Below are 25,219 nucleotides of genomic sequence, written 5' to 3' on the forward strand. Positions count from 1 at the left end.
AAGGACCCTGCGCAGCGGCGCGGAATTTCACGGAGCCGCAGGCTCAGGATCTCCGAAGTTCGGCTCTCCATGGAAGGTCCCTGCGGCGAGGGGATCGGCCGCAGAGAGCGCCGACTCCGCTCCAGGGCCCGGCTCTGAACCCGTCGCCTCCGCTGCGGCCTTCAGGAGCATCGGCACGGCCGGCAGCGCGAACTGCTCGCCCGAATAGCCTTCCACGAATCGCCCGCCCTGCACGTCGCCGCGCAGTTCCATCAGCCGGAGCGCCCTGTGGAGGTCCCGCCAGAAAACGCCGATGCGCTCGCGCTGGCAGACCGCGCGGAAGAGCACGCCGTAGCGCCGGAGGAGAAGTCGAGCCACCTCTTCAGGGTCAGCTGCGACGTCCGGTTGGCCTTCATGCTCGGCGCGAAAGAGGCTCCAGCGACCGGTTTCGAACAGCGGCCGCGAGCGGCGCTTCGAGGGCGCGATGAGCAGCGGTCGCAGCGACGAGAACGAGTCGCTGGTGGCGAGCCCGCGGGCGATCAGCTCGTCGAGTCCCTCCTCCGCGTCCTTGGGGACGAGGCCGGGGATGCGCTCGAGGTCCGAGCGGAACATCGCGCCGCGCCGCTTCAGCTCGTTCAGCACGCGCTCGGCCCGCCACTCCATTTCGTCCGTCGAGGCGGGTCCGGCCAGTGATTCCCAGATGCCGAGCTCCGCCCGCGGGAACAGCGAGATGGGCGTGGCGCGGACCGCGGGCGTGGCGGATCCCCAGAGGCGGCCCCAGGCGACCTGGCCGCTGAGCCCGGCCTGATCGAGCCACTCCGGCTGGTAGTTCTCGACGCGGGCGCGAAGGAGAGCGCTCTCCCACAGGGGCGCCGCGGCCTCCCAGCCCGCCAGCTTCGAGACCGCTGTGACCACGCCCGCCGGGCCCTCGAAGCGGTGCCCGGGCGCGATCCCGTGCCAGCGCGCGAGGAAGGTCCTGAACGCAGCCGTCGAGACCGGGCGGACGCGGCGCCGCCGGCCCTCGCGGCTGCGACGCTGGATGCGCGCGAGCAACCGACGATGACACCAGTGCTCGACGCCGTCGATGAAGAGGCGCATGGCGAGGCCCTCGGCTTCCAGTGCCTGCTGAATCGAATCGGCATGCGGGATCGGGATCGGACCCGCGACCTCCAGTCGTCCGCGCGCCGCGTCGAGCGGGTCCTGACTCGCGCTTGCGGCGAAGTAGCGATCCTCGCGGCGAACGACGCGACCGGACACGAGGAGTTCGTCGATCCAGGGCCGCCAGTCTTGTAGCTCCGCGTCCGTGACGTACCCCATCCAGAGAAGCGCTTCATGCACCTCCTCGGCGGTCCTCGGATCCGGCCAGGCTTCGCGGCGAACGCGCTCGATCTCCTCCGGATCGAGCACGCCGATCTCGTCGACCTCGAGCCCGCCGCGGCGCACCGCGCGCGCGCGTCGCTCCTCCAGGCCCGCGTCGTCGAGATAGCCATAGGGACCGATCGCGAGCGCGCCCAGGGCGAGCGGCGAGGGCTCCGCGGTGTCGAGGCTGTGACGCTCGATGCGTCCGTCGCGGAGGCCCTCCAGGACCGCGACGAGGCCGTCGATGTCCATGGCCTCGTGGAGGCAGTCGTCGAGCGTTTGATCCAGGATCGGATGACCCTCGGGGATCGAGAGGTCGCCGGGCGGCAGGTTCTCGCCGCACGCGACCGCGTCGGGGAACGCCGCGGCGAGCAGATCGTCGGCGCGCATGCGAAGCACGGGCGCGGGCAGGCGCTTGCCCCCGGGTGCGCGCGGCGCGAGCAGCGAGCGGCTCGTGTTCCAGCGCCAGCGCGCCGTGAACATGGGGGAGTCGAGCACGGCCTGGCGCAGCGTCGCTTCGACCGTCTCGGGGCTCAGGTAGTCGAACACCTCGTCGAGCGGGAACGAGTGCATGGGACCGAGCGAGATCAGGATGGACTCTTCGTTGGCCGCCGCCTGGAGTTCGAAGCCGAAGGAGCGGCAGAACTTCTTGCGGAGAGCGAGCCCGAACGCGCGGTTGATGCGTCCGCCGAAGAGCGAGTGGATCACGAGCTGGGTGCCGCCGGAGTCGTCGGGGAAGCGCTCGATCACGAGGCGCTCCTGGGTGGGGAGCTTGCCGAGGGCCTTCTTCGCCTGGCGGAGCTGCTCGGCGAGCACTTCGTCGAGGGGCGCTTGCAGTCCGCATTGCTCGCGAATCCAGTCGACGTCGTGTCCGGCCTCGCGGACATGGCCCATGGCGCGTGAGAGTTCTTGGGAGCGGGCAGGCGCCTCTCCCAGCCAGAACGGGAGCGAGGGCGGCGCGCCCTCGGCGTCGGTCACGCGCAGGACGCCGGATTCTGCGCGGACGACGCGCCAGGCCATGTTGCCGAGCTGGAACACGTCGCCGGAGCTGGCCTCCATGGCGAAGTCCTCGTCGACGGTGCCGACGAACACGCTGCCCGGTTCGGCGAGGACGCGGTAGTCCGCCTTGTCCGGGATCGCGCCGCCGGAGGTGACCGCGATGATGCGGGCACGGCGGGTGCCGCGCACGGTGTCCGACGTCTCGTCGACGTGGAGGAGCGAGTGCCTCTCGCCGGCATGCAGCTCGAGGATGTCGTCGAGGCGTTCCCGGGAGAGATCGCGGTAGGGCCAGCAGCGGCGGATCAGCGCGAGCAAGTCGTCGACCTTCCACTCCTCGTTCACGCAGGCGGCGATCACCTGCTGGGCGAGGATGTCGAGCGGAGACGTCGGCTGAGGCGTGACGTCGAGTTCCTGGCGTGAGATGGCCAGCATCAGCGCAGCGGCCTCGGTCAGCTCGTTCGGCGAGACCGGGAACAGGACGCCCTTGGGCGTCCGTCCGACGCCGTGGCCGGAGCGTCCGATGCGCTGGAGCAGCGTCGCGATGGTGCGCGTGGTGCCGACCTGGATCACGAGGTCGACGTCGCCGATGTCGATGCCGAGTTCGAGGGACGCGGTGGCGACGAGCACGTCGAGTTCACCGGCCTTGAGGCGGTTCTCGGCGTCGAGGCGGCGTTCGACCGAGAGGCTGGAGTGATGGCTCGTCACTCGATCCGGGCCGAGGATTTCGGAGAGTTCGCGGGCGGTTCGTTCGGCGACCTTGCGCGTGTTGACGAAGACGAGCGTGCTGCGGTGCTGACGGACCAGCTCGGCGATGGCGACGTGGAGTTCGCCCCACACCTCGTGGCTGATGACGGGTTCTAGCGGCGACGCGGGAATGCGCACGGTGAGGTCCATCGGGCGCGCGTGGCCCTCGTCGATGAGGGTGCAAGCGCGATCTCGTCCGACGAGGAAGTCGGCGACGGCGGAGAGCGGTTTCTGGGTGGCGGAGAGGCCGATGCGCTGGGGGGCGCGTCCGGCGGAACCAGAGGAGGGGGCCGTGCAAAGGGCCTCCAGCCGCTCGAGGGAGAGGGCGAGGTGCGCGCCGCGCTTCGAGCCGATGACCGCGTGGATCTCGTCCACGATGACGGTGCGGACGGTCTGGAGGACGCCGCGTCCACCCTGGCTCGTGAGCAAGATGTAGAGCGATTCCGGCGTGGTCACCAGGACCTGGGGCGGGCGCCGCGCCATGCGAGCGCGGTCGCGCGCGGGCGTGTCTCCGCTGCGAACGAGCACCTCGACGGTGGGGAAGTTCGGATCGCGTGCCTGGAGGTCCGCGAGCGGCCCGAGCAGGTTCTTCTGGATGTCGTTGCCGAGGGCACGCAGGGGCGAGACGTAGAGGACCCGGGTTTCCTGGGGCAGAGGCTGGCCGCTGGCGTCCGCCTCGACGACGAGATCGTTCAGGGAGGACAGGAAGGCGGCGAGGGTCTTGCCGGAGCCGGTCGGTGCCGCGAGCAGGACGTGTTCTCCCCGCTGAATCGCGGGCCATGCGCGTGCTTGAGCCGCGGTGGGCGGGCCGAGACGCTCCGAGAACCAGGCCTCGAGGGTCGGGTGGAACCTCGCTCGGGTGGGGACGTCGATCGCCATGATTGCCTAACTTACGCGACTTACGTTCGTCGTTCTGGCCCGGGGCGCCGTACTTCGCCGCGCCCTCCCTAATCGGCTACCCTTCAGTCCAGGATGATGACCCATAGCCCAAGATCCCGCGGCCTCGCTCGCTTCGCGCCCCATTTCCTCCCGGGGCTCCTCGTGACCCCGGTGGTCGTGCCGGTTCTCGTGCCGATTCTCCTTGGGGGACCGCAGCACGTGGCCGAAGGCGAGGGGGCCCGCGTCACGGCGCTCTGGCGCTCGGAGAAGGCGCTGGACCAGTACGCGCAGGAGGGCCTCCGGATCGTGCAGGGGGTCATGGCCGCTGTCCGGGCGGAATCCAGGGAAGAAGAGGCGTTGGCGTCGGCGTCCGATCCGGTATCGGTTTTGAGTCTCGGTCTGGCGGAGTCGCCGCTGGATCTTCGCTGGCTGGAGCATCCCGAGCTGAAGGCAGACGATGTGAAGCGCCGTCGTCGCCGTCGGCGGGCGGGCCTCGACGATGACGACGACGGGGGCGAGGGCGGTTCCGAGGGGCCTGGCCAGCCACTGGTGGTTCCGTCGATTCCCGGGCTGGATTCCGTCGGGGCGGTCGTCGCCGTGGCGCCCCGCATTCATGATCGGGTGATGTTCGGAACGGGTCTTCCGCCCTCCACACGCGCTGCGCTGGCGCTGGAGGCGGCCCGCGCCCTGCTGGCAGGCGAAGGAGAGGTTCCGGCTGATTTCCTCGGCCCCGCAATTGCTGGACTGAACGCCGCCAAGTTCGGCCGAACGCTGGAGCAGGAGCCGTTCGCTTCCAGTGCGCTCGCGGATCTACAGAATGAGCTGCGAGGGCTCCCAGAGGAGGGAGGCGTGCGCGCGGAGCATCTGAAGAGTCGCGGGTCCGAGGTCTTTCCCAAGGAGCGATTCTTTGATCCCTATGCCCCTTCGGTCGCGCCGACGTCTCTCGTGGCGCGGCACGCTGCGGCGACGGGAATGTCCGTGAACGATGTGCTCGCGCTGCGGCCCGCCTGGGTGATGGAAGCGGGCGCGGTCGGCACTCATCCGTTCGGCTGGCAGACGGTCGCGACGCGCCGAACCGACGCGCTGGTGCTGAGCGCTGAACCGCTGTCGGGTGAGTCGTTCACCCTGACCACGACGGTGGTTCTTTTCGCGAACGACATGGAGGTGGCGGCCCAGGCGGATCTCGTTCTGGGGGATCGGCAGGGTGATCGGTACCTTCTCGTTTGTAACACGCGTGAAGGTGTCTACGTCTTTCACCGCGCAGGTCCCGAGGCTCCCTACGAGGCGATCGCCGAGGCGAAAGAGATCGTCCCGCCGGCGGGCCGTCCGATCGAGGTGAAGGCGCTTTGGAAGGACCAGACGCTTGTGATCACGGTCGGTGGTGTCGAGATGGCCGGAATCGTTTTGCCGGCGGACGCGATGGTCGGGGGCTATGGGTTTGGGGCCCATGCGGGGAGTACGGTGATGTTCAGCGAGATCGTGTTGGACTGATTGGTTCGGGGCGATGAGGGTTGGGGCCTTGGGGCTTTGGGGCTTTGGGTCATTGGGGCTGTACCCTGATCGTCCAGCGCGTCCGCCAGGACGCCCGGGCCCGGCTCGGCCCCGCAGGGGCTGAGCGGCCCGCGCGAGGCTTGCCCTCGCGGCCCGTGCGGCGAGCACGCCTGCGCGGCGAGCGCGCCCGTCCGGCGAGGACGCCCGCCCGGCGAGGGCGCCTGCGCGGCGAGCGCACAGCGGTGCAACCGCTATTTCGCCGTCAGGCGAAATGCCAGAGATACTGCGCGCTGTCACAGCGATAGGGCGGCTCGGCATTCGATGCCTTGGTCGCAGTCCTGCCCGCTGGAGGGCTCCCGGTACCGACTGCCTGCCGTTCGCGCGAAGCGTCGAACGCGTGGGCTGAGGCTTCCCGCTGACGGCTTGTGGGCTGCCCGCTGACCGCCGCCCTGGCTGACGGCCCGACGCAGGTCTCCCGGGACAGACTGCCTGCCGTTCGCGCGAAGCGCCGAACGCGTGGGCTCAGGTTTCCCGCTGACGGCTTGTGTGTTAACCGCTCGAGCGCTCGCCCGCATGGGCGAGCTGGGCGGGTCTGAGGTCTCAGGTCTCAGATCTGAGATCTGAGGTCTGAGGTCTCAGGTCTCAGGTCTGACAGGCAGGTCCGACATCTGCCCAGCTCGCCCATGCGGGCGAGCGCTCCAGCGGGCAGCACCGAAGTCTTCAGCGGGAGGTCTCAGCCCACGCGTTCGGCGCTTCGCGCGAACGGCAGGCAGTCTGTGTCGGGAGGTCTGTGTCGGGAGACCTGCTGGGGCAGCGGTTGGCGGGAGGTCTGCTGCCAAGGCAAGTGGAGCCAGGCCGCGCGATCGCTGTGGCAGCGAAATGCCGGGCCGTCCTATCGTGTGACAGCCGCGCAGTATCTCTGGCATTTCGCCTGACGGCGAAATAGCGGTTGCACCGCTGTGCGCTCGCCGCGCAGGCGTCCTCGCCGGACGGGCGCGCTCGCCGCAAGGCGTCCTCGCCGGACGGGCCGCGAGGGCGAGCCTCGCGCGGGCCTCGCGCTGACGCGCGAGAGCCCGGGCGTCCTGCGGACGCGGGGGACGGTTGGTGAGCTTCGTTTCAGCGATTGTCCGTCGCGGCATTGGCTGCATTGGGTGGAGTTCAGACCGTTGACGTTCTCCCGCCACAGACTGCCTGCCGTTCGCGCGAAGCGCCGAACGCGTGGGCTCAGACCTCCCGCTACCGAGTTCGGTGCTGGCCGCTGGAGCGCTCGCCCGCATGGGCGAGCTGGGTGGATCTCGGATCTCGGGTCTCAGCGGCAAGCCAGAAATCTGCCCAGCTCGCCCATGCGGGCGAGCGCTCCTGCGGGCAGCACCGAAGTCTTCAGCGGGAGGTCTCAGCCCACGCGTTCGGCGCTTCGCGCGAACGGCAGGCAGTCTGTGTCGGGAGGTCTATGTCGGGAAACCTGCTGGGGCAGCGGTCGGCGGGAGGTCTGCTGCCAAGGCAAGTGGAGCCGGGCCGCCCTATCGCTGTGACAGCGCGCAGTATCTCTGGCATTTCGCCTGACGGCGAAATAGCGGTTGCACCGCTGTGCGCTCGCCGCGCAGGCGTCCTCGCCGGACGGGCGCGCTCGCCGCGCGGGCGTGCTCGCCGCACGGGCGTCCTCGCCGGACAGGCCGCGAGGGCGAGCCTCGCGCGGGCCTCGCGCTGACGCGCGAGAGCCCGGGCGTCCTGCGGACGCGGGGGACGACTGGGTCGGGACGACTGGGTCGGGACGACTGGGTCGGGACGACTGGGCTGAACCAAGCCGCTTGGCGAACCCACCTAACCCCTCGGATGATGCATCCGGTGAACCGTCTGCACATGCTCTACATCAAGGTGGGTGTAGATCTCGGTGGTACGGATCGAGGCGTGCCCCAGCATTTCCTGAACCGCCCGGAGGTCCGCCCCGCCCGCCAGGAGATGCGTCGCGAAGGAATGCCTCAGGTCATGGGGCGAGATGGACTCTGGCAACCCCGCCAGGCGGGCGGCCTCCTTGACACGGCGCCAACCGCTGGACCGATCCAGGGGGCGGCCGCTGCGGGAGAGGAACACCGAGGAACTCGCCATCCCGGCCCCCGCCGCCTTTCGCTGTCGCACGACAGTCAGGCGGCCGTTCTCCAGCCAGCGTTCGAGCGCGGCGCGGGCGCGGCGGCCCAGGGGGACGACGCGCATCTTGTCGCCCTTGCCATGGAGCCTGAGGGAAGAGAGGTCCGGGGGTAGATCGTTCGTGGTGAGGCCAAGGGCCTCCGAGATGCGGGCACCGGCTGCGTAGAGGACCTCGAGGAGGGCCGTGTCACGCTCCGCGCGCCAGTCGGGCGGCTGGCCATCGACGAGAAAAACACCGAGGAGGCGCTCGACGTCCTCCGGGCTGAGCGTGGCCGGCAGGAGACGCTTCAGCTTCGGCGTGGGGATGCGGGCGGTGGGGTCCTTCTTGAGGCCCGACTCCAGGATGAGGAACCGGACGAGCATCCGTAAGGCGACGAGGCCGCGGGCGACCGACGTCTCGGCCGCGCCACCCGTGCGGCGATGGCCGAGCCACTCGATGATGCGATCCTCATCGAGGTCGCTCCAGTCGATCACGCCGCGCTCGCCCAGCCAGCGACCCAGGCCCTCGAGGTCCGTCCGGTAGGCAGCGAGCGTATTGCGGGCGAGACCCGCCTCGACTCGCATCGCGTCCAGGAAGTCCAGAATCGATCCGGCGAGGCCCGGTGGAAGCGGCGGAGGGCTTGGCGACTTCCTCACGGGCTGGAAGGCCGGTGGGTTCGCCCTTCGGATTCGCGCGCCGTTCCTGGGAGTCTCCTGGTTGCTCACCCCGGTACGATGGCTCCCCGCAGGGCCCCAGCGCAAGATTCGCGGCAGTCATCTCCGGGAAAGCCGCGCCGGGTCGCATTCACTACCGATACGCTGTCAGGAATATGACTGGCGTAACCGAAGCGAGCGGCGAGACCATCGCCGTGCAGCGCACACCCCCCGCGTCCGATCTGCGTGGGGCCGAACCCGCTCTGGAGCGTCCCGGAATGGGGCGCCACCTGGCACTCTTCGCCGTCGTGATCGCGCTGATCGGCCTGGATCTCTGGTCGAAATCCGCCGTCTTCAGCTGGCTGGAAGCCCCGGACGCAGGTCAGCAGGTGGGCTATTCCGAGCGCGGCCACGTCCGATACCAGATCATCGATGGCTGGGAAGGGCTCGGGTTCATGCTGAATCTGAACTACGGCGCCGCCTTCGGGAAGGCAGCGGGTGCGCCCTGGCTCCTCGTCGGCGGGCGCTGCCTCGCGGCGCTCTTTCTGACCTGGCTGATCGTCCGGACACCGAAAGGCCAGAAGGTCTACTTGAGCGCCCTCGTGCTGATCCTTTCCGGCGCCCTCGGTAACCTGTACGACAACTTCTTCTACGTTCCTGACCCGACCTTTCCCGGGGTCATCCCGGACCGGAAGTTCGGTCCCGTCCGCGACTTCATCGACGTCTACTTCTACGGCTGGGACTGGCACTTCCCGACCTTCAACGTCGCGGACTCCTGCATCACCGTGGGAGCCGTGCTCCTGCTGCTCTCCGGTTTCTTCGGGGCCAAGGCGCCCGTGAAGGAACCGGCGACGGAAGCTTCGCCTCCGACCGCCTGAACAGGCCCTCGCTTGGGCTAGCCAGGCTCCCCCCGCATTTGAATGCGGCCGTGGGCCGCTCTATCTTTCCTTACTTCGTTTCCCTCCCATACCCGGCCCCGCTCCCCGTCCCGTCCGATGAAGCTGGCACAGCTGACTCCGGCCCATGTCCGACAAGCCGTCGCGATCTATGTGGATCACGCGTGGCCGGAAGGCGTCGTCGGGGCGCCGCAGGCGAAGCTCGAAGAGCTGGGGAGCCGCAGCACGCTACGGGAGATGCGCGGGGTCTTCGTCGAGACCTCCAGCGAGGGCGGGGCCGACGGTGAGCGCGGCTGTCGACGCTTCGCGCTCAGGCTCGGCAACCGCCGGTACCCGTGGATGAAGTTCGTGATCCAGGAGTACCTCGTGGCGGGCGAGTTCTTCTTCTCGGTCGACACCCACGACGACCTCCGGGTCGACCCGGACAGCCCCGACTACCTACCCTGGTGCGATCTCCAGCGCTTCAACCGGGACCTCAAGCGCGAGATCGAGGCCGACTGGGCCGAGACCGATCTCCCGACCCACGGGGATCTCCGGGCGCTTTGCGAGGGAATCGCACGCGTCGGGGAGGTCGGAGGGGCCGCTTCGAGCCCCCTGAGCGAGGGGCTGCGAGGGAAGCGCCTTCTGGTGGTCGACGACGACGAGGACGTGGCCTTCGGCGCGGCCGCCGTCCTCACTGCACGCGGGTACCAGGTCGAAACGGCTTTCGACGGGCGCCAGGTACTGGATCGGATGGCGCTGGACCCGCTCCCGGACCTCGTCGTCCTGGACTTCGCCATGCCGGAGTTCGACGGTGAGGAGGTCATGCGCCGCCTCAGAGCCGATCCGAGGACCGAGAACGTGCCCCTCCTGCTGGCCACGGCGAGCGATATCGATCTCTCGACGATCCAGCGCGCCAGCGGGCTTCTGCGCAAGCCCTACCCCCGGAGCGTGCTTTACGGGATGATCGATCGGCTCCTGAACGATGTCCCCACGGGTGGGCCCGACCCCGGCTGAGCGGCCCCCTGGGGCTTTTTTTGCCCTTTCCCGCACGCTCATTCGATGTCTCCCTTGGCATCCGGATGAGTGGGGCCGATACTTCTCGCGCTCGCTTGGGTCCGTGGACGCCCCATTCCCGGCGCCAACCGGGGCCCAGCGGCGCACATGCCATGAGCTGGGACAACATCACAGACAAATTCTCCTCCGTGGGTGAGGGGGTCGGCCGCTTCGCGAAGCGGCTCTTCGGATCCGAGAACGAGCGCGAGATCAAGCGATTGACCCCGGTCATCGCCGAGATCAACGAACTCGAGAGCTGGGCGACCGGCCTGGACCGCGAGCAGGTGCGCGCGGAGGTCGAGGTCATGCGGCAATCGGTCCGCGACGGCAAGGCCACGCTGGATGACGTCCTGACGAAGATGTTCGCGCTGACCCGAGAGGCCAGCCAGCGGACCCTCGGCATGCGGCACTACGACGTTCAGCTCGTGGGTGGGTTCGTCCTCCACCAGGGCAAGATCGCCGAGATGATGACCGGGGAGGGCAAGACGCTCATGGCGACGCTGGCCCTGGCGCTGAACGCGCTCTCCGATCGCCCATGCTACCTCGTGACGGTCAACGACTACCTCGCGCGCCGCGACGCCGAGTGGATGAAGCCGATCTACGAGTACCTCGGTCTCACCGTCGGCTCCATTCAATCGGACCTCGATCCGAGCAGCCGCAAGCCGGTCTACGCCTGCGACATCGTCTACGCGACGAACAACGAACTCGGCTTCGACTACCTGCGCGACAACATGAAGACGTCGCTCGGTGGCCAGGTCCAGAAAGACCTTTACTTCGCCATCGTCGACGAGGTGGACTCGATCCTGATCGACGAGGCGCGGACGCCGCTCATCATCAGCGGTCCCGCCGAAGACCACGTCGGTCGCTACAAGGAAGCTGACACGGTGGCGCGCGCCCTCGTGGCCGAAGAGCACTACGAGGTCAAGGAGAAGGAGCGGATGGCTTCGCTGACCGAGGAGGGCATCGTGAAGGCCCAGGAGCTTCTCGGCGTCGAGTCGTTCTACGTCCCCGGCTTCGAGGATTGGCCCCACTACATCGAGAACGCCCTGCGTGCGCACTCGCTCTACGAACTCGACAAGGAGTACGTGGTCGAGGAGTCCGAGGATCCGCACACCGGGATGATGCGGCCCGAGGTCGTCATCGTCGACGAGTTCACGGGCCGCAAGATGGCGGGTCGACGCTGGTCCGACGGCCTGCACCAGGCGGTCGAGGTGAAGGAGGGACTGGAGCCCAAGCAGGAGACCCAGACCCTCGCGACGATCACGTTCCAGAACTACTTCCGGATGTTCGACAAGCTCGCCGGGATGACCGGAACGGCGCTCACGGAGGCGGGCGAGTTCCACAAGATCTACGAGCTGGACGTCGTCTCCGTCCCGACGAACCGCCCCATCGCCCGCGACGACAAGATCGATACGGTCTACCGGACGTTGCCCGAGAAGTGGAACGCGATCTGTGACGAGATCGAGCGTGTCCACGGAACCGGCCAGCCCGTTCTCGTGGGTACTGCCTCTGTCGACAACAGTGAGCACCTCTCGAAGCTCCTGAAGGATCGCGGCGTACCCCACGAGGTCCTGAACGCCAAGAACCACGAGCGTGAAGCGCACATCGTGGCCATGGCGGGCACGAAGGGCGCGATCACCGTCTCCACGAACATGGCGGGGCGAGGCACCGACATCAAGCTGGGCGGCAACTTCGAGTACATGCTAAGCAATGCGCTGGAAGAGGCCGGCCTCGTCGAGGGAGACCTCGAAAAGCTGGACGAAATCGCGGCGGTTCGTGAGCGCGTCGAGAAGGAGTCGGAGGCTGCGGAAGCGGAGGTCCTCGCGCTCGGCGGTCTCTACGTGCTCGGCACCGAGCGCCATGAGGCGCGCCGGATCGACAACCAGCTCCGCGGTCGTACCGGCCGCCAGGGCAACGTGGGGGAGACGCGTTTCTTCCTCTCGCTCCAGGACCCGCTGATGCGGATCTTCTACCGCGACTGGGTCGTGAACGCGATGGAGCGCCTCGGCATGAGCGAAGGCCAGCCGATCGAATCGGGCATGGTCACGCGCCAGGTCGCACGCGCCCAGAAAAAGGTCGAGGACCGCAACTTCGAGATTCGCAAGAACCTCCTCGAGTACGACGAGGTGATGGATCACCAGCGGACGGAGATCTACGCGGCGCGCCAGGCAGTCCTCGAGGGCGAGAACCTCCGCGATCGCATCCTGATCATGATGACGAACCTCGTCGACCGGACGGCGGGAATCTTCGAGGGCGACGCAGAAGGGTTCATCGACTGGTGCCAGAAGACCTTCGACGTCGAGATCTCGCCGGCGGCTGCTGCGACGGCCGTGTCGCCCGACAGGCCCTCGGTGGATTCGGTCATGGAGACCATCACGGCGCGCTACGACGAGCGTCGCGAGGAGTGGGGCGAGAAGCTCACCGAGCGCATCGAGTCCTACCTCGTTCTGACGGCGATCGACCAGAAATGGAAGGATCACCTGCACGCGATGGACGCGCTCAAGGCCGGTATCGGTCTGCGTGGCTACGCCCAGGAAGATCCGAAGATCGCCTACAAGAAGGAAGCGACCGAGCTCTTCGCCGCGAACCTCCTGCCCGCCATCGAGAGCGACGTCTCCTCCAAGATCCTGCGGATCGAGGTCGGACAGCCCGAGGGCGAGCGGCCGGCGGACCGGAGCGGTGAGGCCGCACCGGGCGGGGACCAGCTCGCGCCGCGCGGGATCGGCCAGGGTGCGGGGCGTCCGCCGCAGGGCGGACAGCCCGGGGCGGATGGTCAGCCCGAGCCGAAGAAGATCCGCTTCGACGAGCTGACCTTCGATCAGCAGAAGCAGTTCATCCACCAGCTGGACGCGAACCAGCGGCTGACGCTCATGGCGCAGATGCCGAAGGAGCTGCGCGACCCGCTCATCGAGGCGTTCGAGCCGGCGGCCGTCGAGCAGCATCGCGAGTTCGCGAGCGGGCTCGACGGCAACCAGCAGCTCTCCTTGCTGGCGCAGATGCCCCCGGCGATCCGCGGTGACCTCATGGAGCACCTCGGTTCCGAGGGTGCCGTGAAGCGCCAGGACTTCGTCAAGACGCTGGAGGTCGAGCAGCAGCTGAACGTGCTCGCCCAGGTCCCCGAAGAGCTTCGCGCGTCGTTGCTCCCCGGCGTGGAGATCGAGAAGCTCCAGGCGTTCCTGAAAGGGCTGGATCTGGACAAACAGCTCACGATTCTGGTGCAGATCCCGGCGGATCTGCGCGAGGCGATGACCCCGGGCCTCGACGAGGAAATCGTCGCGAAGATCCCCGAGGCGATCCAGCAGTTCGAGGCCTACAAGGTCCAGATGGCCCAGCAGCAGGAGGCGCAGAAGCAGCAGCAACAGCAGCAGATGCGCGGACCCGCCGCTTCGAGCGCCTTCGACGTGATGAAGCGTCAGAAGATGATCGAGGAGCAGCGCCGCCGGGCCGAGGAAGCGGCCCGTCAGCAGGCGGCCGGGGAGTCGTCGACAGTAGAGGCGAACGAGGCCCAAGCTTCTGGAACCCAAGCTTCTGGAACCCAGGCTTCTGAAACCCAGGCTTCTGGAACCCAGGCGTCTGGAACCCAGGCGTCTGGAACCCAGGCGTCTGGAACCCGGACTCCTGGCAGCGGTCCTGCGCCGGAATCTCGCCCGTCGTCGCCGCGTCCAGCGGCGACCGCCCGTCGTCCGGCGGCTGCGACGAACGCCGTCGGTGAACTCGGTCCTGAGTTCAAGAACGCGGCTCGGAACGAACCCTGCCCCTGCGGAAGCGGCAAGAAGTTCAAGAAGTGCCACGGGCGATAGCGACCCAGGTGGCTGTCCCCGATCCGATCACGTCGTCGCCGCCCATCGGGCTGCGACGACGTGCTCTTCAGGTCTTCTACGATGGCTCGATCGGCCTGATCTGGGTCCTGGCGCTGCCGTTGTTTCTGATCTGCGGCCTCTTCAAGCCGAGAATGGCACGCAAGGCTCTTTCGCTTTCGACCTGGGGTCTGGTGAAGCTTCCGCCATCCGCGCCCGAGCGTCAGCGCGTGCTCGTCCATGGCGTCTCGGTGGGGGAGATCAAGGCGTCCCAGTCGCTGGTCGCGGCGCTCGGGGAGCGCTACGAGGTCGTCATCAGCGCCTTTAGCGATACGGGCCTGCAGGTCGCGCGGCAGCTCTACCCGGAGCTCGTGATCGTCCGCTATCCCTTCGACTTCTTTCCGCTCGTTCAGCGCTTCTGGCGACTGGTTCGCCCCGACTTCGTTCTCTTGATGGAGCTGGAGGCGTGGCCTTGCTTCCTGCGCGCCGCCAATCGGCGCGGCGCTCCGGTCGCGGTCGTGAGCGGCCGGATCACGCCGGAGTCCTTCCGGCGCTACCGCATGTTCGGCCAGGTCCCCGAGTTCGAGCGAATCTCGCTCTTCGCCGCGCAGGATCAGGCGTACGGCGCCCGATTCGGCGCTCTGGCGGGGTCTTCGGATCGAGTGATGGTGACCGGCAACGTCAAGGCGGACGGGCTCCGGACGACCGATGACGATGATCCCGCGCTGGAGGCTCTCCGCGCGGCTGCCGGGTCTCCGGAGTTCGTCATCCTGGCCGGCAGCACCCACGAGCCGGAGGAGGTGTACTTCGTGAGGGCGGCCCTCGCGGTCGCGCCGCCCCACGCGAAGCTGATCGTCGTCCCCCGACACCCGGAACGCTCCGAGGGAGTGGCGCAGGCGATCGGTGAACTCCTGCCTGCGGGCGGAACGGTGGAGAGGCTGTCGCTGCTGCGCTCCACCGGCGCCCGCGGAAGCGCGGACGCGGTGCTCGTGGTGGACACGATCGGGGAGCTGGAGCGCCTGTATGGCCTGGCAGACATCGTGTTCATCGGCGGGAGCCTGATTCCCCACGGCGGGCAGAACATGATGGAACCGGCGGCGCAGGGCTGTCCGGTGGTCTACGGGCCCCATATCCAGAACTTCTTGAACGAGACGGCCATGCTGGAGAGGGCGGGGGCGGCCCGACGCGTGGCCGATCCTGAGGAACTCGAGGTCGTGCTGGCCGATCTTCTGGCTCGGCCGGACCTGCGCCTCAAAATGGGCGAAGCAGGCCGCAAAGCCGTGATCGCAGAGCGCGGTGCCACGAAAGCGACACTTGAAGCCCTGCGAGACCGTTGCGGGCTGGCTTGAGGCACCTCGCTCCGCGTATCATCCCCGGGCCAGCGGCTGCCCATCGGCTCCCTGCTCTCCCATTCCAGTCTCGCCCCTCTCCCCGCCGTCCTGGCCGGACCCCCCTGTCGGGGTTTTTTGGCCTGGCCCCTACGGGGTCCCCAACGGGGTCCCCATCGGGGGGCTCCCGCATCGATAGTCCCAAAGAAGGAGCGCGTTCGCCCCTACAAGGCACGCGTAAGCATTTATGGCCCGTTCACTCTTCACATCCGAGTCCGTGTCCATGGGGCACCCCGATAAGGTGGCGGACCAGGTCTCCGATGCCATCCTCGACGCGCTCCTTGCCCAGGACCCGAACAGTCGCGTGGCCTGCGAGACGATGGTCACGACCGGCGTTTGCATCGTGGCCGGCGAGATCACGACCAAGGCGACGGTGAACTACCAGGACATCGCCCGCGAAACCCTTCGCGAGATCGGATACACCAACGACGCGTTCGGGATCAACGCCGACACGTGCGCGGTCATGGTGACCCTCGACAAGCAGTCGCCCGACATCGCCCAGGGCGTGGACGACGACAAGGGCCTCCACGTCGAGCAGGGTGCAGGCGACCAGGGGCTGATGTTCGGCTACGCGTGCGACGAAACGGAGGAGCTCATGCCGCTCCCGATCCACCTTTCGCACCGCCTCGTCGAGAAGCTCGCGGAGCTTCGCCAGAACGGGAAGATGAGCTGGCTTCGCCCAGACAGCAAGAGCCAGGTCACGGTCGAGTACGAAGGCGACAAGCCCGTTCGCGTTCACACCGTCGTCATCTCGACCCAGCACGACCCCGAGGTCAACGGGCACTCGGAAGAGACCGCCATCCTCGCCGAGATCAAGAAGCAGGTCATCGAGCACATCATCAAGGCCGTCATTCCGGCGGAGATGCTCGACGCCGAGACGATCTATCACGTGAACCCCACCGGCAAGTTCGTCATCGGCGGTCCCCACGGCGACTGCGGCCTCACCGGTCGCAAGATCATCGTCGACACCTACGGCGGCATGGGCCGTCACGGCGGGGGCGCGTTCAGCGGCAAGGATCCGTCCAAGGTGGACCGTTCGGCCGCGTACGCCGCGCGCTGGGTCGCCAAGAACGTCGTGGCCGCCGGCCTCGCCACGCGCTGCGAAGTTCAGCTCTCCTACGCCATCGGTGTCGCCAAGCCGCTGTCGGTCCGCGTCGACACCTTCGGCACCAACACGGCACCCGAGGAGGCGATCGGTTCCGCCGTAGAGAAGGTCTTCGACCTGACCCCGCGCGGCATCATCACGGCCCTCGGCCTCAAGGCGCCGATCTTCCGCCAGACCGCCGCCCACGGCCACTTCGGTCGTAAGGGATTCCCGTGGGAGGAGACCAGCAAGGTCGACGCTCTCAAAGAAGCCGTCTCCGCGGCCGTCTGAAAAGCCGGGCCCGGAAGGTCCGTGGTGGGGCTCTCGCCATGGATACGTTCGGGCGATTTCGGGCACCTCGGGCACGCGTATTGCGTGACCGAGGCGCCGGATCGAGATAGAGCCGGGGCCCCAGCCTAACCATCGACCCCACGTGTCAGGACTCTTATCAGAGATGCAGACAGCCAAAATCAAACTCAACCCCTCGCGCGCCGTGCGCGCAGCGGTTCGTCAGACCTCCCGGGCTGGCTTCACGCTCATCGAGATCCTCGCGGTGATTCTGATCATCGGGATTCTCTCCACGTTCGTGATCCCCCAGGTCATCTCGGCCATCGGTCTCGGGCAGTCCACGGCGTGCCAGGCGAACCTGAACGCCATCCAGCGGGGCTTCCTGGAGTACCAGACGAAGTACAGCCGGGTGCCCAAAGGGAGCGGCGTCAGCTTCTTCGCGTCGCTGATCACCGAGAAGATCTGGGATCCGACGGTGAAGAACAGCAAGACGCTGACCTGCCCGGCCGTGGAACTCAGCTTCCTCACCCCGGGCCAGGACGACGTCCCCGTTCAGGACTGGTATCTGCCTGCGAACAAGGATGTGATCGACGGTGGCTACTCGTCCTACGCCGGCCGCGACCAGAAACGCCACCCGCTCAGGAGTATGAAGGGCAAGGGCAAGACGGCCCTCGTCGCGGACGACAACGACGGTGCAGGCAACCACGAGACGACCACCAACGTGCTCTGGGACGATATGTCCGTGCGTGCGCTCGAGCTCGTCGACGTTCAGACGGAAGGCCTCCTCTCGGAAGACGAGGACATCCTGTATATCCCTGTCGGGCCGGACTCTCCGGTTCCGGCTCTCCAGACGCTGACGCTCGACTGAGTCTTTAGTGAGTCCCGACTGAGTCTTTAGTGAGTCCCGACTGAGTCCTTAGTGGGTCCTGACTGAGTCTCCACAGAGTCTCGACTGGACCTTCGCTGACCGTCCACGTCCCTTCCCGGCACCCCCTTGAATCCAATTGCTCTCGTGCGGGCCATGCGCCCGCATCAGTGGGTCAAGAACGTCTTCGTTCTGGCCGCCCTCGTCTTCGCACTGGGTGAGATCGGTCCGGACGCTCCGACCGCGACGGAGCGGATCGTTCGAGTGCTATTCGCCGCCGGGGCATTTTGTCTGGGTGCGAGCGCCATCTACCTCGTCAACGACGTGGTGGACGTCGAGTCGGATCGCCTGCATCCGACGAAGCGAAACCGGCCGATCGCGGCGGGCCTGGTCAGCGTGCCCGTGGCGCTCGTCGGTTCCGTGGCCTGCGTGGCGGGGGCCCTCGTGCTGGCTCACCTGGCCACGCCGGAAGGCGGCCAGAGCGTCGTGATCGTGGTCAGCGCGTACATGTTCTCGAACCTGCTCTACTCGCTGAAGCTGAAGCAGATCGCGATCGTCGACGCGTTCATCATCGCCCTCGGATTTCTGCTCCGCGTCGTCGCAGGGGCCTACGCTGCGGCCGCTCCTGTGTCGCATTGGATTCTTCTGAGCACGCTCTTCCTCGCGCTATTCCTCGCATTCTGCAAGCGTCGCGCGGAGATCGATCTCCTCGGAGCCGAAGCCGCCCAGCACCGCAAGAACCTCGGGCAGTACACGCCGCAGTTCCTCGACCAGGCCACGACGGTGCTCGCCGCGTGCGCCATCATCACGTACTCGATGTACACGGTCGACGAGGAGACGGCGGCGAAGTTCGGCGCCGATGACCGCCTGGTCTGGACCGTGCCTTTCGTCGTCTTCGGTCTCTTCCGCTATCTGCTGCTGGTCCAGCGCCAGGAGGGCGGCGGGAGCCCCACGCGGATGCTCCTCGGAGGCGATGCGGCCTTCGTGGTGAACGCTGCCGCCTGGGGCGCAGCGGTCTTGGGCTGCTTGTTCTGGGGTAAGTAGCGCGGCCCTACCGATCGCCGATGCAGATGAGCTCGGCGGCCGTTCGGTGGAACAGCCGGCCACTGGCGTAGCTCATGGAGTTCGCGGTCCACGTCTTTCCCGCGGGCCCGAGATCGTTCACCGAGAGAAGCGCCCGTGCGTCGAAGTGGGCGGCGAAAGCGTCGAAGACGTACACCACGCCGGAGCTGAGCGTGAAGTACACGCGGTCGTTCACCCGGGTGGGCGTGCCGTTGAAGACCCAGTCCCAGCCATCCCAGTGGGAACGGTCGTCGCCCGTGACTTCCAAGCCGTGGCTGCCCAGCGCCAGCGCACTTCGCGGCTCCCGCCAGAGGAAGGTCTCCTCGACGGACCCGGCCTGCTCGACGTCCGTCGGCACCTCCAGGTACTCGACGGCGCCGCTGTCGGGATCGATCCGTCCGAACGAATAGAGCGGGCCGATCGATGGCTTGCCCCATGCCAAGGCGTAGCACTGGAAGAGCACGTAGCGTCTCGTCAGGGCGGTGAGTCCGCCGCTCGTGTCGCCGCCGCTGAACTCGGCCCGACCGCTTAGCGGTCCCGACCCCTTCTGCGCTCCAGTGGCGATGAGGGTGTACCGCGCGGGCATGACGCCCTTGTCCAGATCGACACCTGGGCGCGTCACGAGTCGGGCAGGGCCGTCCTCCGTCCCGGCTTCCTTCCCGGGCTCGTACGTCGTGCAGGTGACGCCGCGGGTCAGCGAGATCTCCTTGACCTCCTTACCAGTGGCGAGGTCGAGAACGACCAGAACGTTGGCGGGGTCCTTGAGGAGCCAATAGGCATAGGTGGCGTCGTGGGCCATCGATTGAAGAGCCGCCTCATGCCCCGGAACGTTCGCGGCGCGCGGGTCCTCGTAGCGCCAGAGGCTCTTGCCCGCGCGCTCGCCGGTCAGCTCGACCATGGACATGCCCACGGGGCGCTCCGGGACCGCGTGCGGTCCGCCGCGGCCGATCAGAACCGCCGGGCCGCTGGCTCCTTCTTCATCGCCGCGCTGAACGAGCGTCGGCGCGTTGTAGTGGGTGAGTGCGTCCTCGCTACGCCAGCGCATCTCACCGGTGCGCGCATCGAGCCCGACGAGGTAGTGCCAGCGCTGAGCACCGCCGGTTTCGGCTCCTTCTCCCTCTGGCCTGGGAGCATCGAAAGCCTCCATTTCCACGAGCACGGGGATGTCTCCGTCGCGCACGAGGAAGGGCTCGAACTGCTTGTTGAACGGCCCGTCGATCGTCGGCTCGAAGGATCGGCGCCAGAGTTCATCGCCCGCGTGCGTGAAGCAGACCGTCGTACCGCCTGCGTTCGTGAACCAGACGTGCGCACCGTCCGCCACCGGCGTGGCGCTGGTCGCGTCGGAAAAGGGGTAGCTGTAGATGGAGGGAACGGTGCCGTCGATGCGCCGGGTCCAGACAATCTTGCCGGTGTTCGCGTCAACGCAATGGGCGTCGATCGACTTCGTGACCACCTTGCGGTTCTCGGTTGCGTGGGCGAACTTTGCGGTGTCCTCGGCGCTCAGTTCACCGCTCGCTGGATCCCACGGCGCCATGGTGGCGACGAAGATTCGGTCCCCGACCACCACGATTCCGCCCTGGCCGGTTTCCGGAAGCGGCGTCTTCCACTGGATCCCGAGCCCGCTACGGACGCTGAAGGAGAGCGGCGGCTCCGGGCCGTAGGCGCCCCAGTGGCCGTGCGGCCCGGTGCCCTGGGGCCAATCCTGGGCGCTGGCCAGCGAGGCGAGGGCAAGCCAGAGGGCCAGCCAGAGGGCAAGCCAGCTAGCCGAGATCCGGGTCACGAAGAAGGAGAGATGGCGCATCGACAGAGGGTAATACATCGGCGCCCCCGGCTCACCGTAGGGTCACGCCGCTATCGAATCGCGGGTAGCAGCGTCTCGCGCAGGGTCTTGGCCCGTGCTGCCCGGCGCGCCTTGGCCTCGGCCGCGGTATGAACGACGCGATTCTGGGCGGCGTGGCCGCGCCAGGCGTCCAGGCTCGCCCTGGCGGCCTCCGAGTCCGCACGGGCCAGCCAATCCCCGAGGACCGCCTCCGCGCCCGCCGGGTCACCGACGCTCGCCTCCAGCTCGTCGATCAGCCACGGCAGTACCAGCGACTCCGAGCCCGCGCGCAGGAGCCCGGGCGCTGCCGCAAGGCGCAGATCGGACAGGGGGGTGGACTCGAAGAGCCCGCGCAGCTCCTCGGCAGGGACCTGGTCCGGCTGCATATGGCCAAGCGCTCGTACGCAGGCCACCTTGATCTCGTACGGGCACTTGGCGGTGATCCGATCCAGCAGGGCCGTACGCGCGGCGGAGGCCCGGTCCGTTCCGCGCGTGATCGCGACCAGCGCTTCGGCCGCTGCTCCGCACACGGCGTCGTGGGGATCGCGGAGGCTGGCGACGACGGAATCGAAGGCCGTCTGCCCGCGCGGGCCCATGCGCTCCAGCACCTGGGCCGTGTGCAGGCGCACGTACTCGTCGTCGTCGCCGAGCGCAAGGGCCAGCTCCTCGGCCGCCCAGGGGCCCAGGAGCGACAGCGCATGGCGCGCGTCATCCACGCCGCGGAGCTGAAAGTGCTCCCCCGAAAGGTCCGCGACCAGCATCCAGACCTCGCCGAGCAATCCGTCGGAAGCGGCGCTTCGCGCGCGCCCGAGTCGGCCCGCGTTCCAGGCGGCGAGGACGGCCTTCGTGTCCGGCGTTTCGCCGAGTCGGAGCGACTCGCCCGCGCGCTGCAGGACCAGAGCGAGCTGGCCCCGCGCCGCATCCCCGGCAGGGTCTCCTGCGGGAAGCGCCGTCGTATCGTAAAGCTGCTGGGTCCCCGCGTAGTTCTCGAACGCCGCGAGGGTGCTGCTGACCCAGACGAGGGCCTCGGGATCGCGCTCGTACTTCAGGCGTCGCAGCAAGAGCGGGACCACTCGATCGGTCCCGGGTGTCGCGGAGAGCGTTCCGAGGGCCCAGGCCGCGTAGCGGCGAAGCCAGTCCTCTTCGTGCGTCGCGGCCACGGCGGCGATCTCGGCGGCCACGTCGGGCGAGGGGCTTTGCGTCGAGAGATCGATGAGGGCCTTCAGCCCCGTCGGATCCCTCCCTTCCACGGAGAAGCCCGCCGCCATGACGGCTGCGATCTCGTCCTTCACGGCGGCGATGTCCTTCTTCGCGGTGTCGAGCGAATCCGGGCTATCGCTGACCCAGGAAATCAGGCCCTCGCGCATTTCGACGAACTCGGGATCGAGGCCCTCGTCCGCCTCGACCGCCTCTTCCGGGCTGGAAGAGCCTTCGTCCGAGGTCCGATCCTCGGTTTCTGGCGCAGAAGCATCGTCTGGCAGCAGCCCTGTATCCGCTCGCAGCTCCGCGGCAGAGAGCTCCGACACGCGCGCCTCGACGCCGAGTCGCGCGAGCGTCGAGCCAACCACGTCTTCCAGCACACGCGCGGGGACGTCCGATGGCGCGCCAGGAACCGAACCCGCCTTCGTGGCGGTCGGTTCCGAACCGGCGGAATCGCCGCAGGAGCCGAGGGTTCCCGTCAGGCCGAGGAGGAACGCGATCGGAAGGGCGCACAGCTTCATGGGGCGGGTCTCGTAGCGGAGTCGTGTGGGGGAGGCCCTTGTCTCTCGTGTCATCAGGGCTCGATGACCACGCGGTGCACGAGCTCCGAGTCGTCGAAGGGGTCGGCGACATCTTCCAGGTGCTGGGCGATGCCGGTCTCCTTGTCCCGATAGTACGGCGTGCGCTTGTAAACGAGCACGACTTCCACGGGAGAGCCCTGGGCCGCCGGATCCTCGATGGGAAGCACGCGCGACTCTCCGAAGTGGAGGAGCGTGGAGACCATGTCGGTCTCGTGGCGGTAGGGATCGCGGATCCGGTGCAGGTGATGCCACTCGCCGCCGGACTCGGCGACGCCGTCGTCCCCGACGGGAGCGTCGGCGGACACGGTTCGCCACCACAGGTCGGAAGCGCGGCTGCGCTCGTCGGTGGGGTAGGCGTGCCCGCCGCCGACGTTCGCGACGGTAACGCTGGGCTGGCCGCTCTCGTCCTTCGTCCCGGTCAGGGTCACGGCCGTCTTGACCATCTCGATGTAGTGGCCGCCGGGCATGGTGTGGAGGCGACCGCCCTCGGGGGTGCCGTCGCGGTATGGCATGTGGCACTCCATGCAGCCGTCGCGATGGTCGGCGAAGGTCGTCGCCTTCCACTGCTGCACCGTCTTGTGCTGATCGTGACAGCCAGCGCAAAGCGTGACCCGCCGCAGCTCGCGCCGGGTGACGGGCTTGCAGGCCACGCGCGGGTTGCTGATCGTGCCGGCCATCCCGCCGTCCGGAAGCATGTGGCAGGTCAGGCAGTCGACGCCCTCGGAGCGCCGGGCCGCGCGCGGAAGCACGCGCTCTCCGAGGCCCGTCTCGAAGACAGGCCGCGGCGCGTGGCAGTCGATGCAGTCCTTGTTGGCGAAGTCGTCCGACTGAACCCGCACGTCCTCGTTGTTCCAGGAGTTGGCGTGGGGGCTCTCCTTCCACTCGTTGTAGATCTGCTCGTGGCACTCGGCGCACTGCTGGGACGAGACCCACTCCGCGGGACCCTGGGCGCTGGCGGTCTCCTCCGGAGTTCCCAGGAGGGCGGAGAAGAACCAGGTGGCGGCGATGAGCACGATGATTCCGAAGACGAGGCGCATGGTGCTCATTTAGCCCGGCAGTGGCGGGGTGGTCACGGGTCAAAAGCGGATCGTGCCAAATTGCCTCAGTCAGAGTGGCTGCGGACCTTGGAGTTCGCCTCTGCGCACTTCGGCCCAGGGCCAGGGTCTTCCCCAGGGAGCATCATCGGTCGATCGCGCAGGGCGCCCTGTGCTCGCCGATCCCCTCACTCTCACCCCGAGCCTCCGATGCGAGTACGACGGTCCGTTCCCGTGCGAGCGATCCTATCCCATGCCCGTGGTGGAGGTCTCTGATGGCCCGCGTCGTCATTCTGGGTGCCGGGGTCTCCGGTCATACCGCCGCGAGCTTCGCCCGGCGCTGGCTGGGCCCCGAGCATTCGGTCACCGTCGTCTCTCCCAAGCCGACCTACAACTGGATTCCGTCGAACATCTGGGTGGGGATCGGCCTGATGCCGGAGCGAAAGGTCGTTTTCGATCTCGCGCCCATCTACGCGAAGGCGGGCATCGAGTTCCATCAGGCAGCGGCCGTTTCCATCCATCCGGAAGGGCGAGCCGAGGATCGCTCGCCCTTCGTGACGATCGAGTCCACGGAAGCGGCCACGAAGGGAAAGACGCAGGACCTGCGCTACGACTACCTGATCAACGCGACCGGTCCCAAGCTCAAGTTCGAAGCCACGCCGGGCCTCGGGCCGCACGGCGGGCACAGCCTCTCCGTGTGTACCGAAAGTCACGCGACGGAGGCGGCGAAGGCCCTGGATGTGTGCACGGAGCGCATGCGCCGCGGGGAAAGGCAGCGCTTTCTCATCGGCACCGGCCACGGGTCCTGCACGTGCCAGGGCGCCGCGTTCGAGTACGCCGTGAACCTCGAGTTCGAGCTCCGCAAGCGAAAGGTCCGCGACAAGGCCGAGATCGTCTGGATCTCGAACGAGTACGAGCTCGGGGACTTCGGCATGGGCGGGCTGCACCTCAAGCGCGGGGGCTACGTCACGCCCTCGAAGATCTTCACCGAGTCACTCTTCGCGGAGCGCGGCCTCGAGTGGATCACCCGGGCCCATGTGCAGGAGGTCCAGCCCGGCCGCGCCTTCTATGAGACGCTCGATGGGGGCCAGCATCAGATCGACTTCGACTTTGCGATGCTGCTGCCGCCCTTCTCCGGCGTTCCGTTGAAGGCGTTCGATCGAGCGGGCGAGGACATCTCCGACAGGCTGTTCGCGAAGAACGGATTCATGAAGGTCGACGCCGACTACAGCGGCAAGCCGTTCGAGAAATGGAAGGCTTCGGACTGGCCACGCACCTATCAGAGCCCCGCCTTCGACAACGTCTATGCGGTCGGAATTGCCTTCGCGCCGCCGCACGCCATTTCCCAGCCGCGGACCAGCGCTCGCGGCACCTCGATCTCACCCACGCCGCCGCGAACCGGTCAGCCCTCCGCCATGATCGGCAAGGTCGTGGCGGGGACGATCGTGGACCGGATCCAGGGCAAATCAGTCGCCCCACGGGCGGCCTCGATGGCCGAAATGGGGGCGGCCTGCGTGGCCAGCGCCGGCGCCAATCCGTTCACGGGAACGGCTGCCTCGATGGTGGTGTATCCGATCGTCCCGGACTTCGAGCGCTTCCCGCAAACGGGACGCGACACGAACCTGACGTACGGAGAGATCGGACTCGCGGGTCACTGGATCAAGATCCTGCTTCACCACATGTTCCTGCACAAGGCCAAGCTCCGTCCGGGCTGGCAGCTGGTCCCCGAATAGCCTGCACACCTCACCATGGAAGTCAGCACCCAGTCCGAAGGGAAACCGCCGGCACGCGACGTCTGGAAAGCCAGTCAGAGCGGAAAGTTCGCCACACTGCCCACGGGATGGACTCGCTTCTGCCGAATCTTCCTCCCTTACCAGATATGGCGCTTTGCGATGATCAACCTGAAGATGCTGCGGATCATCTGGAAGGGGCATCACTGAG

General features: G+C 67.7%; 15 protein-coding genes. 10 read left to right on the forward strand and 5 right to left on the reverse strand.

Features of this window, described 5'->3' with window-relative positions; translation table 11 throughout:
* Positions 1 to 27 precede the first annotated feature (27 nt).
* The gene (locus Poly30_RS12655; RefSeq protein ID WP_145197817.1) at positions 28 to 3,960 is read right to left on the reverse strand and encodes a DEAD/DEAH box helicase; all 3,933 of its coding nucleotides are present in this window, start codon (positions 3,958 to 3,960) and stop codon (positions 28 to 30) included.
* Between the two features lie 93 nt (positions 3,961 to 4,053).
* Here Poly30_RS12655 and Poly30_RS12660 point away from each other — a divergent pair, with 93 nt between their 5' ends.
* Positions 4,054 to 5,451: a hypothetical protein gene (locus Poly30_RS12660; protein WP_145197819.1), complete on the forward strand. Its 1,398-nt coding sequence runs from the start codon at positions 4,054 to 4,056 to the stop codon at positions 5,449 to 5,451.
* A 1,821-nt stretch (positions 5,452 to 7,272) separates the two neighbouring features.
* Here Poly30_RS12660 and Poly30_RS12665 read toward each other — a convergent pair.
* Complete coding sequence (locus Poly30_RS12665; protein ID WP_145197821.1) at positions 7,273 to 8,232, reverse strand: tyrosine recombinase; 960 nt, start codon at positions 8,230 to 8,232, stop codon at positions 7,273 to 7,275.
* A 173-nt stretch (positions 8,233 to 8,405) separates the two neighbouring features.
* Between Poly30_RS12665 and Poly30_RS12670 the strand changes: the two genes are divergently transcribed.
* The 7 genes from Poly30_RS12670 to Poly30_RS12700 all read left to right on the forward strand — a co-directional run bounded on the left by Poly30_RS12670 (position 8,406) and on the right by Poly30_RS12700 (position 18,626).
* Positions 8,406 to 9,107: a signal peptidase II gene (locus Poly30_RS12670; protein WP_145197823.1), complete on the forward strand. Its 702-nt coding sequence runs from the start codon at positions 8,406 to 8,408 to the stop codon at positions 9,105 to 9,107.
* A gap of 117 nt (positions 9,108 to 9,224) precedes the next feature.
* Positions 9,225 to 10,121, forward strand: a complete 897-nt coding sequence (locus tag Poly30_RS12675; RefSeq protein WP_419191313.1) for a response regulator — start codon at positions 9,225 to 9,227, stop codon at positions 10,119 to 10,121.
* Positions 10,122 to 10,273: 152 nt separating this feature from the next.
* Entirely contained in the window at positions 10,274 to 13,960 is a 3,687-nt protein-coding gene (gene secA, locus Poly30_RS12680) for a preprotein translocase subunit SecA (RefSeq protein ID WP_419191314.1), read from the forward strand.
* The gene (locus Poly30_RS12685) at positions 13,945 to 15,306 is read left to right on the forward strand and encodes a 3-deoxy-D-manno-octulosonic acid transferase (protein ID WP_145197829.1); all 1,362 of its coding nucleotides are present in this window, start codon (positions 13,945 to 13,947) and stop codon (positions 15,304 to 15,306) included. The genes secA and Poly30_RS12685 overlap by 16 nt, the downstream gene beginning before the upstream one ends.
* Before the next feature lie 226 nt (positions 15,307 to 15,532).
* A complete protein-coding gene (metK, locus tag Poly30_RS12690; RefSeq protein WP_145197831.1) occupies positions 15,533 to 16,720 on the forward strand; it encodes a methionine adenosyltransferase in 1,188 nt (395 codons plus the stop codon).
* Positions 16,721 to 16,883: 163 nt separating this feature from the next.
* The gene (locus tag Poly30_RS12695) at positions 16,884 to 17,585 is read left to right on the forward strand and encodes a type II secretion system protein (protein WP_145197833.1); all 702 of its coding nucleotides are present in this window, start codon (positions 16,884 to 16,886) and stop codon (positions 17,583 to 17,585) included.
* A 144-nt stretch (positions 17,586 to 17,729) separates the two neighbouring features.
* Complete coding sequence (locus Poly30_RS12700) at positions 17,730 to 18,626, forward strand: decaprenyl-phosphate phosphoribosyltransferase (protein WP_419191369.1); 897 nt, start codon at positions 17,730 to 17,732, stop codon at positions 18,624 to 18,626.
* Positions 18,627 to 18,633: 7 nt separating this feature from the next.
* Here Poly30_RS12700 and Poly30_RS12705 read toward each other — a convergent pair whose 3' ends face one another.
* From Poly30_RS12705 to Poly30_RS12715, 3 genes are read right to left on the reverse strand one after another with little or no spacing between them, the layout of a single operon-like run.
* Positions 18,634 to 20,445 carry an outer membrane protein assembly factor BamB family protein gene (locus tag Poly30_RS12705; RefSeq protein ID WP_419191315.1) on the reverse strand — a complete coding sequence of 604 codons (1,812 nt, stop codon included), beginning with the start codon at positions 20,443 to 20,445 and terminating at the stop codon, positions 18,634 to 18,636.
* Positions 20,446 to 20,495: 50 nt separating this feature from the next.
* The gene (locus Poly30_RS12710) at positions 20,496 to 22,184 is read right to left on the reverse strand and encodes a HEAT repeat domain-containing protein (protein ID WP_419191316.1); all 1,689 of its coding nucleotides are present in this window, start codon (positions 22,182 to 22,184) and stop codon (positions 20,496 to 20,498) included.
* A 53-nt stretch (positions 22,185 to 22,237) separates the two neighbouring features.
* On the reverse strand, positions 22,238 to 23,281 hold the full coding sequence (locus Poly30_RS12715; protein ID WP_419191317.1) for a multiheme c-type cytochrome: 1,044 nt from the start codon (positions 23,279 to 23,281) through the stop codon (positions 22,238 to 22,240).
* Between the two features lie 272 nt (positions 23,282 to 23,553).
* Between Poly30_RS12715 and Poly30_RS12720 the strand changes: the two genes are divergently transcribed.
* Complete coding sequence (locus Poly30_RS12720) at positions 23,554 to 25,011, forward strand: NAD(P)/FAD-dependent oxidoreductase (protein WP_145197843.1); 1,458 nt, start codon at positions 23,554 to 23,556, stop codon at positions 25,009 to 25,011.
* 15 nt (positions 25,012 to 25,026) lie between these two features.
* On the forward strand, positions 25,027 to 25,218 hold the full coding sequence (locus Poly30_RS12725; RefSeq protein ID WP_145197845.1) for a hypothetical protein: 192 nt from the start codon (positions 25,027 to 25,029) through the stop codon (positions 25,216 to 25,218).
* Position 25,219: the final 1 nt, after the last annotated feature.

Source organism: Saltatorellus ferox, assembly GCA_007751475.1.
In the GTDB taxonomy this organism is placed as follows: Bacteria; Planctomycetota; UBA1135; order UBA1135.

Bases quoted from the DNA above. Each gene is read 5' to 3' on its own strand.
- Poly30_RS12655 (WP_145197817.1), bottom strand. From the start codon at position 3,960: ATGGCGATCGACGTCCCCACCCGAGCGAGGTTCCACCCGACCCTCGAG.
- Poly30_RS12660 (WP_145197819.1), top strand. From the start codon at position 4,054: ATGATGACCCATAGCCCAAGATCCCGCGGCCTCGCTCGCTTCGCGCCC.
- Poly30_RS12670 (WP_145197823.1), top strand. From the start codon at position 8,406: ATGACTGGCGTAACCGAAGCGAGCGGCGAGACCATCGCCGTGCAGCGC.
- Poly30_RS12675 (WP_419191313.1), top strand. From the start codon at position 9,225: ATGAAGCTGGCACAGCTGACTCCGGCCCATGTCCGACAAGCCGTCGCG.
- secA (WP_419191314.1), top strand. From the start codon at position 10,274: ATGAGCTGGGACAACATCACAGACAAATTCTCCTCCGTGGGTGAGGGG.
- metK (WP_145197831.1), top strand. From the start codon at position 15,533: ATGGCCCGTTCACTCTTCACATCCGAGTCCGTGTCCATGGGGCACCCC.
- Poly30_RS12695 (WP_145197833.1), top strand. From the start codon at position 16,884: ATGCAGACAGCCAAAATCAAACTCAACCCCTCGCGCGCCGTGCGCGCA.
- Poly30_RS12705 (WP_419191315.1), bottom strand. From the start codon at position 20,445: ATGCGCCATCTCTCCTTCTTCGTGACCCGGATCTCGGCTAGCTGGCTT.
- Poly30_RS12710 (WP_419191316.1), bottom strand. From the start codon at position 22,184: ATGAAGCTGTGCGCCCTTCCGATCGCGTTCCTCCTCGGCCTGACGGGA.
- Poly30_RS12715 (WP_419191317.1), bottom strand. From the start codon at position 23,281: ATGCGCCTCGTCTTCGGAATCATCGTGCTCATCGCCGCCACCTGGTTC.
- Poly30_RS12720 (WP_145197843.1), top strand. From the start codon at position 23,554: ATGGCCCGCGTCGTCATTCTGGGTGCCGGGGTCTCCGGTCATACCGCC.
- Poly30_RS12725 (WP_145197845.1), top strand. From the start codon at position 25,027: ATGGAAGTCAGCACCCAGTCCGAAGGGAAACCGCCGGCACGCGACGTC.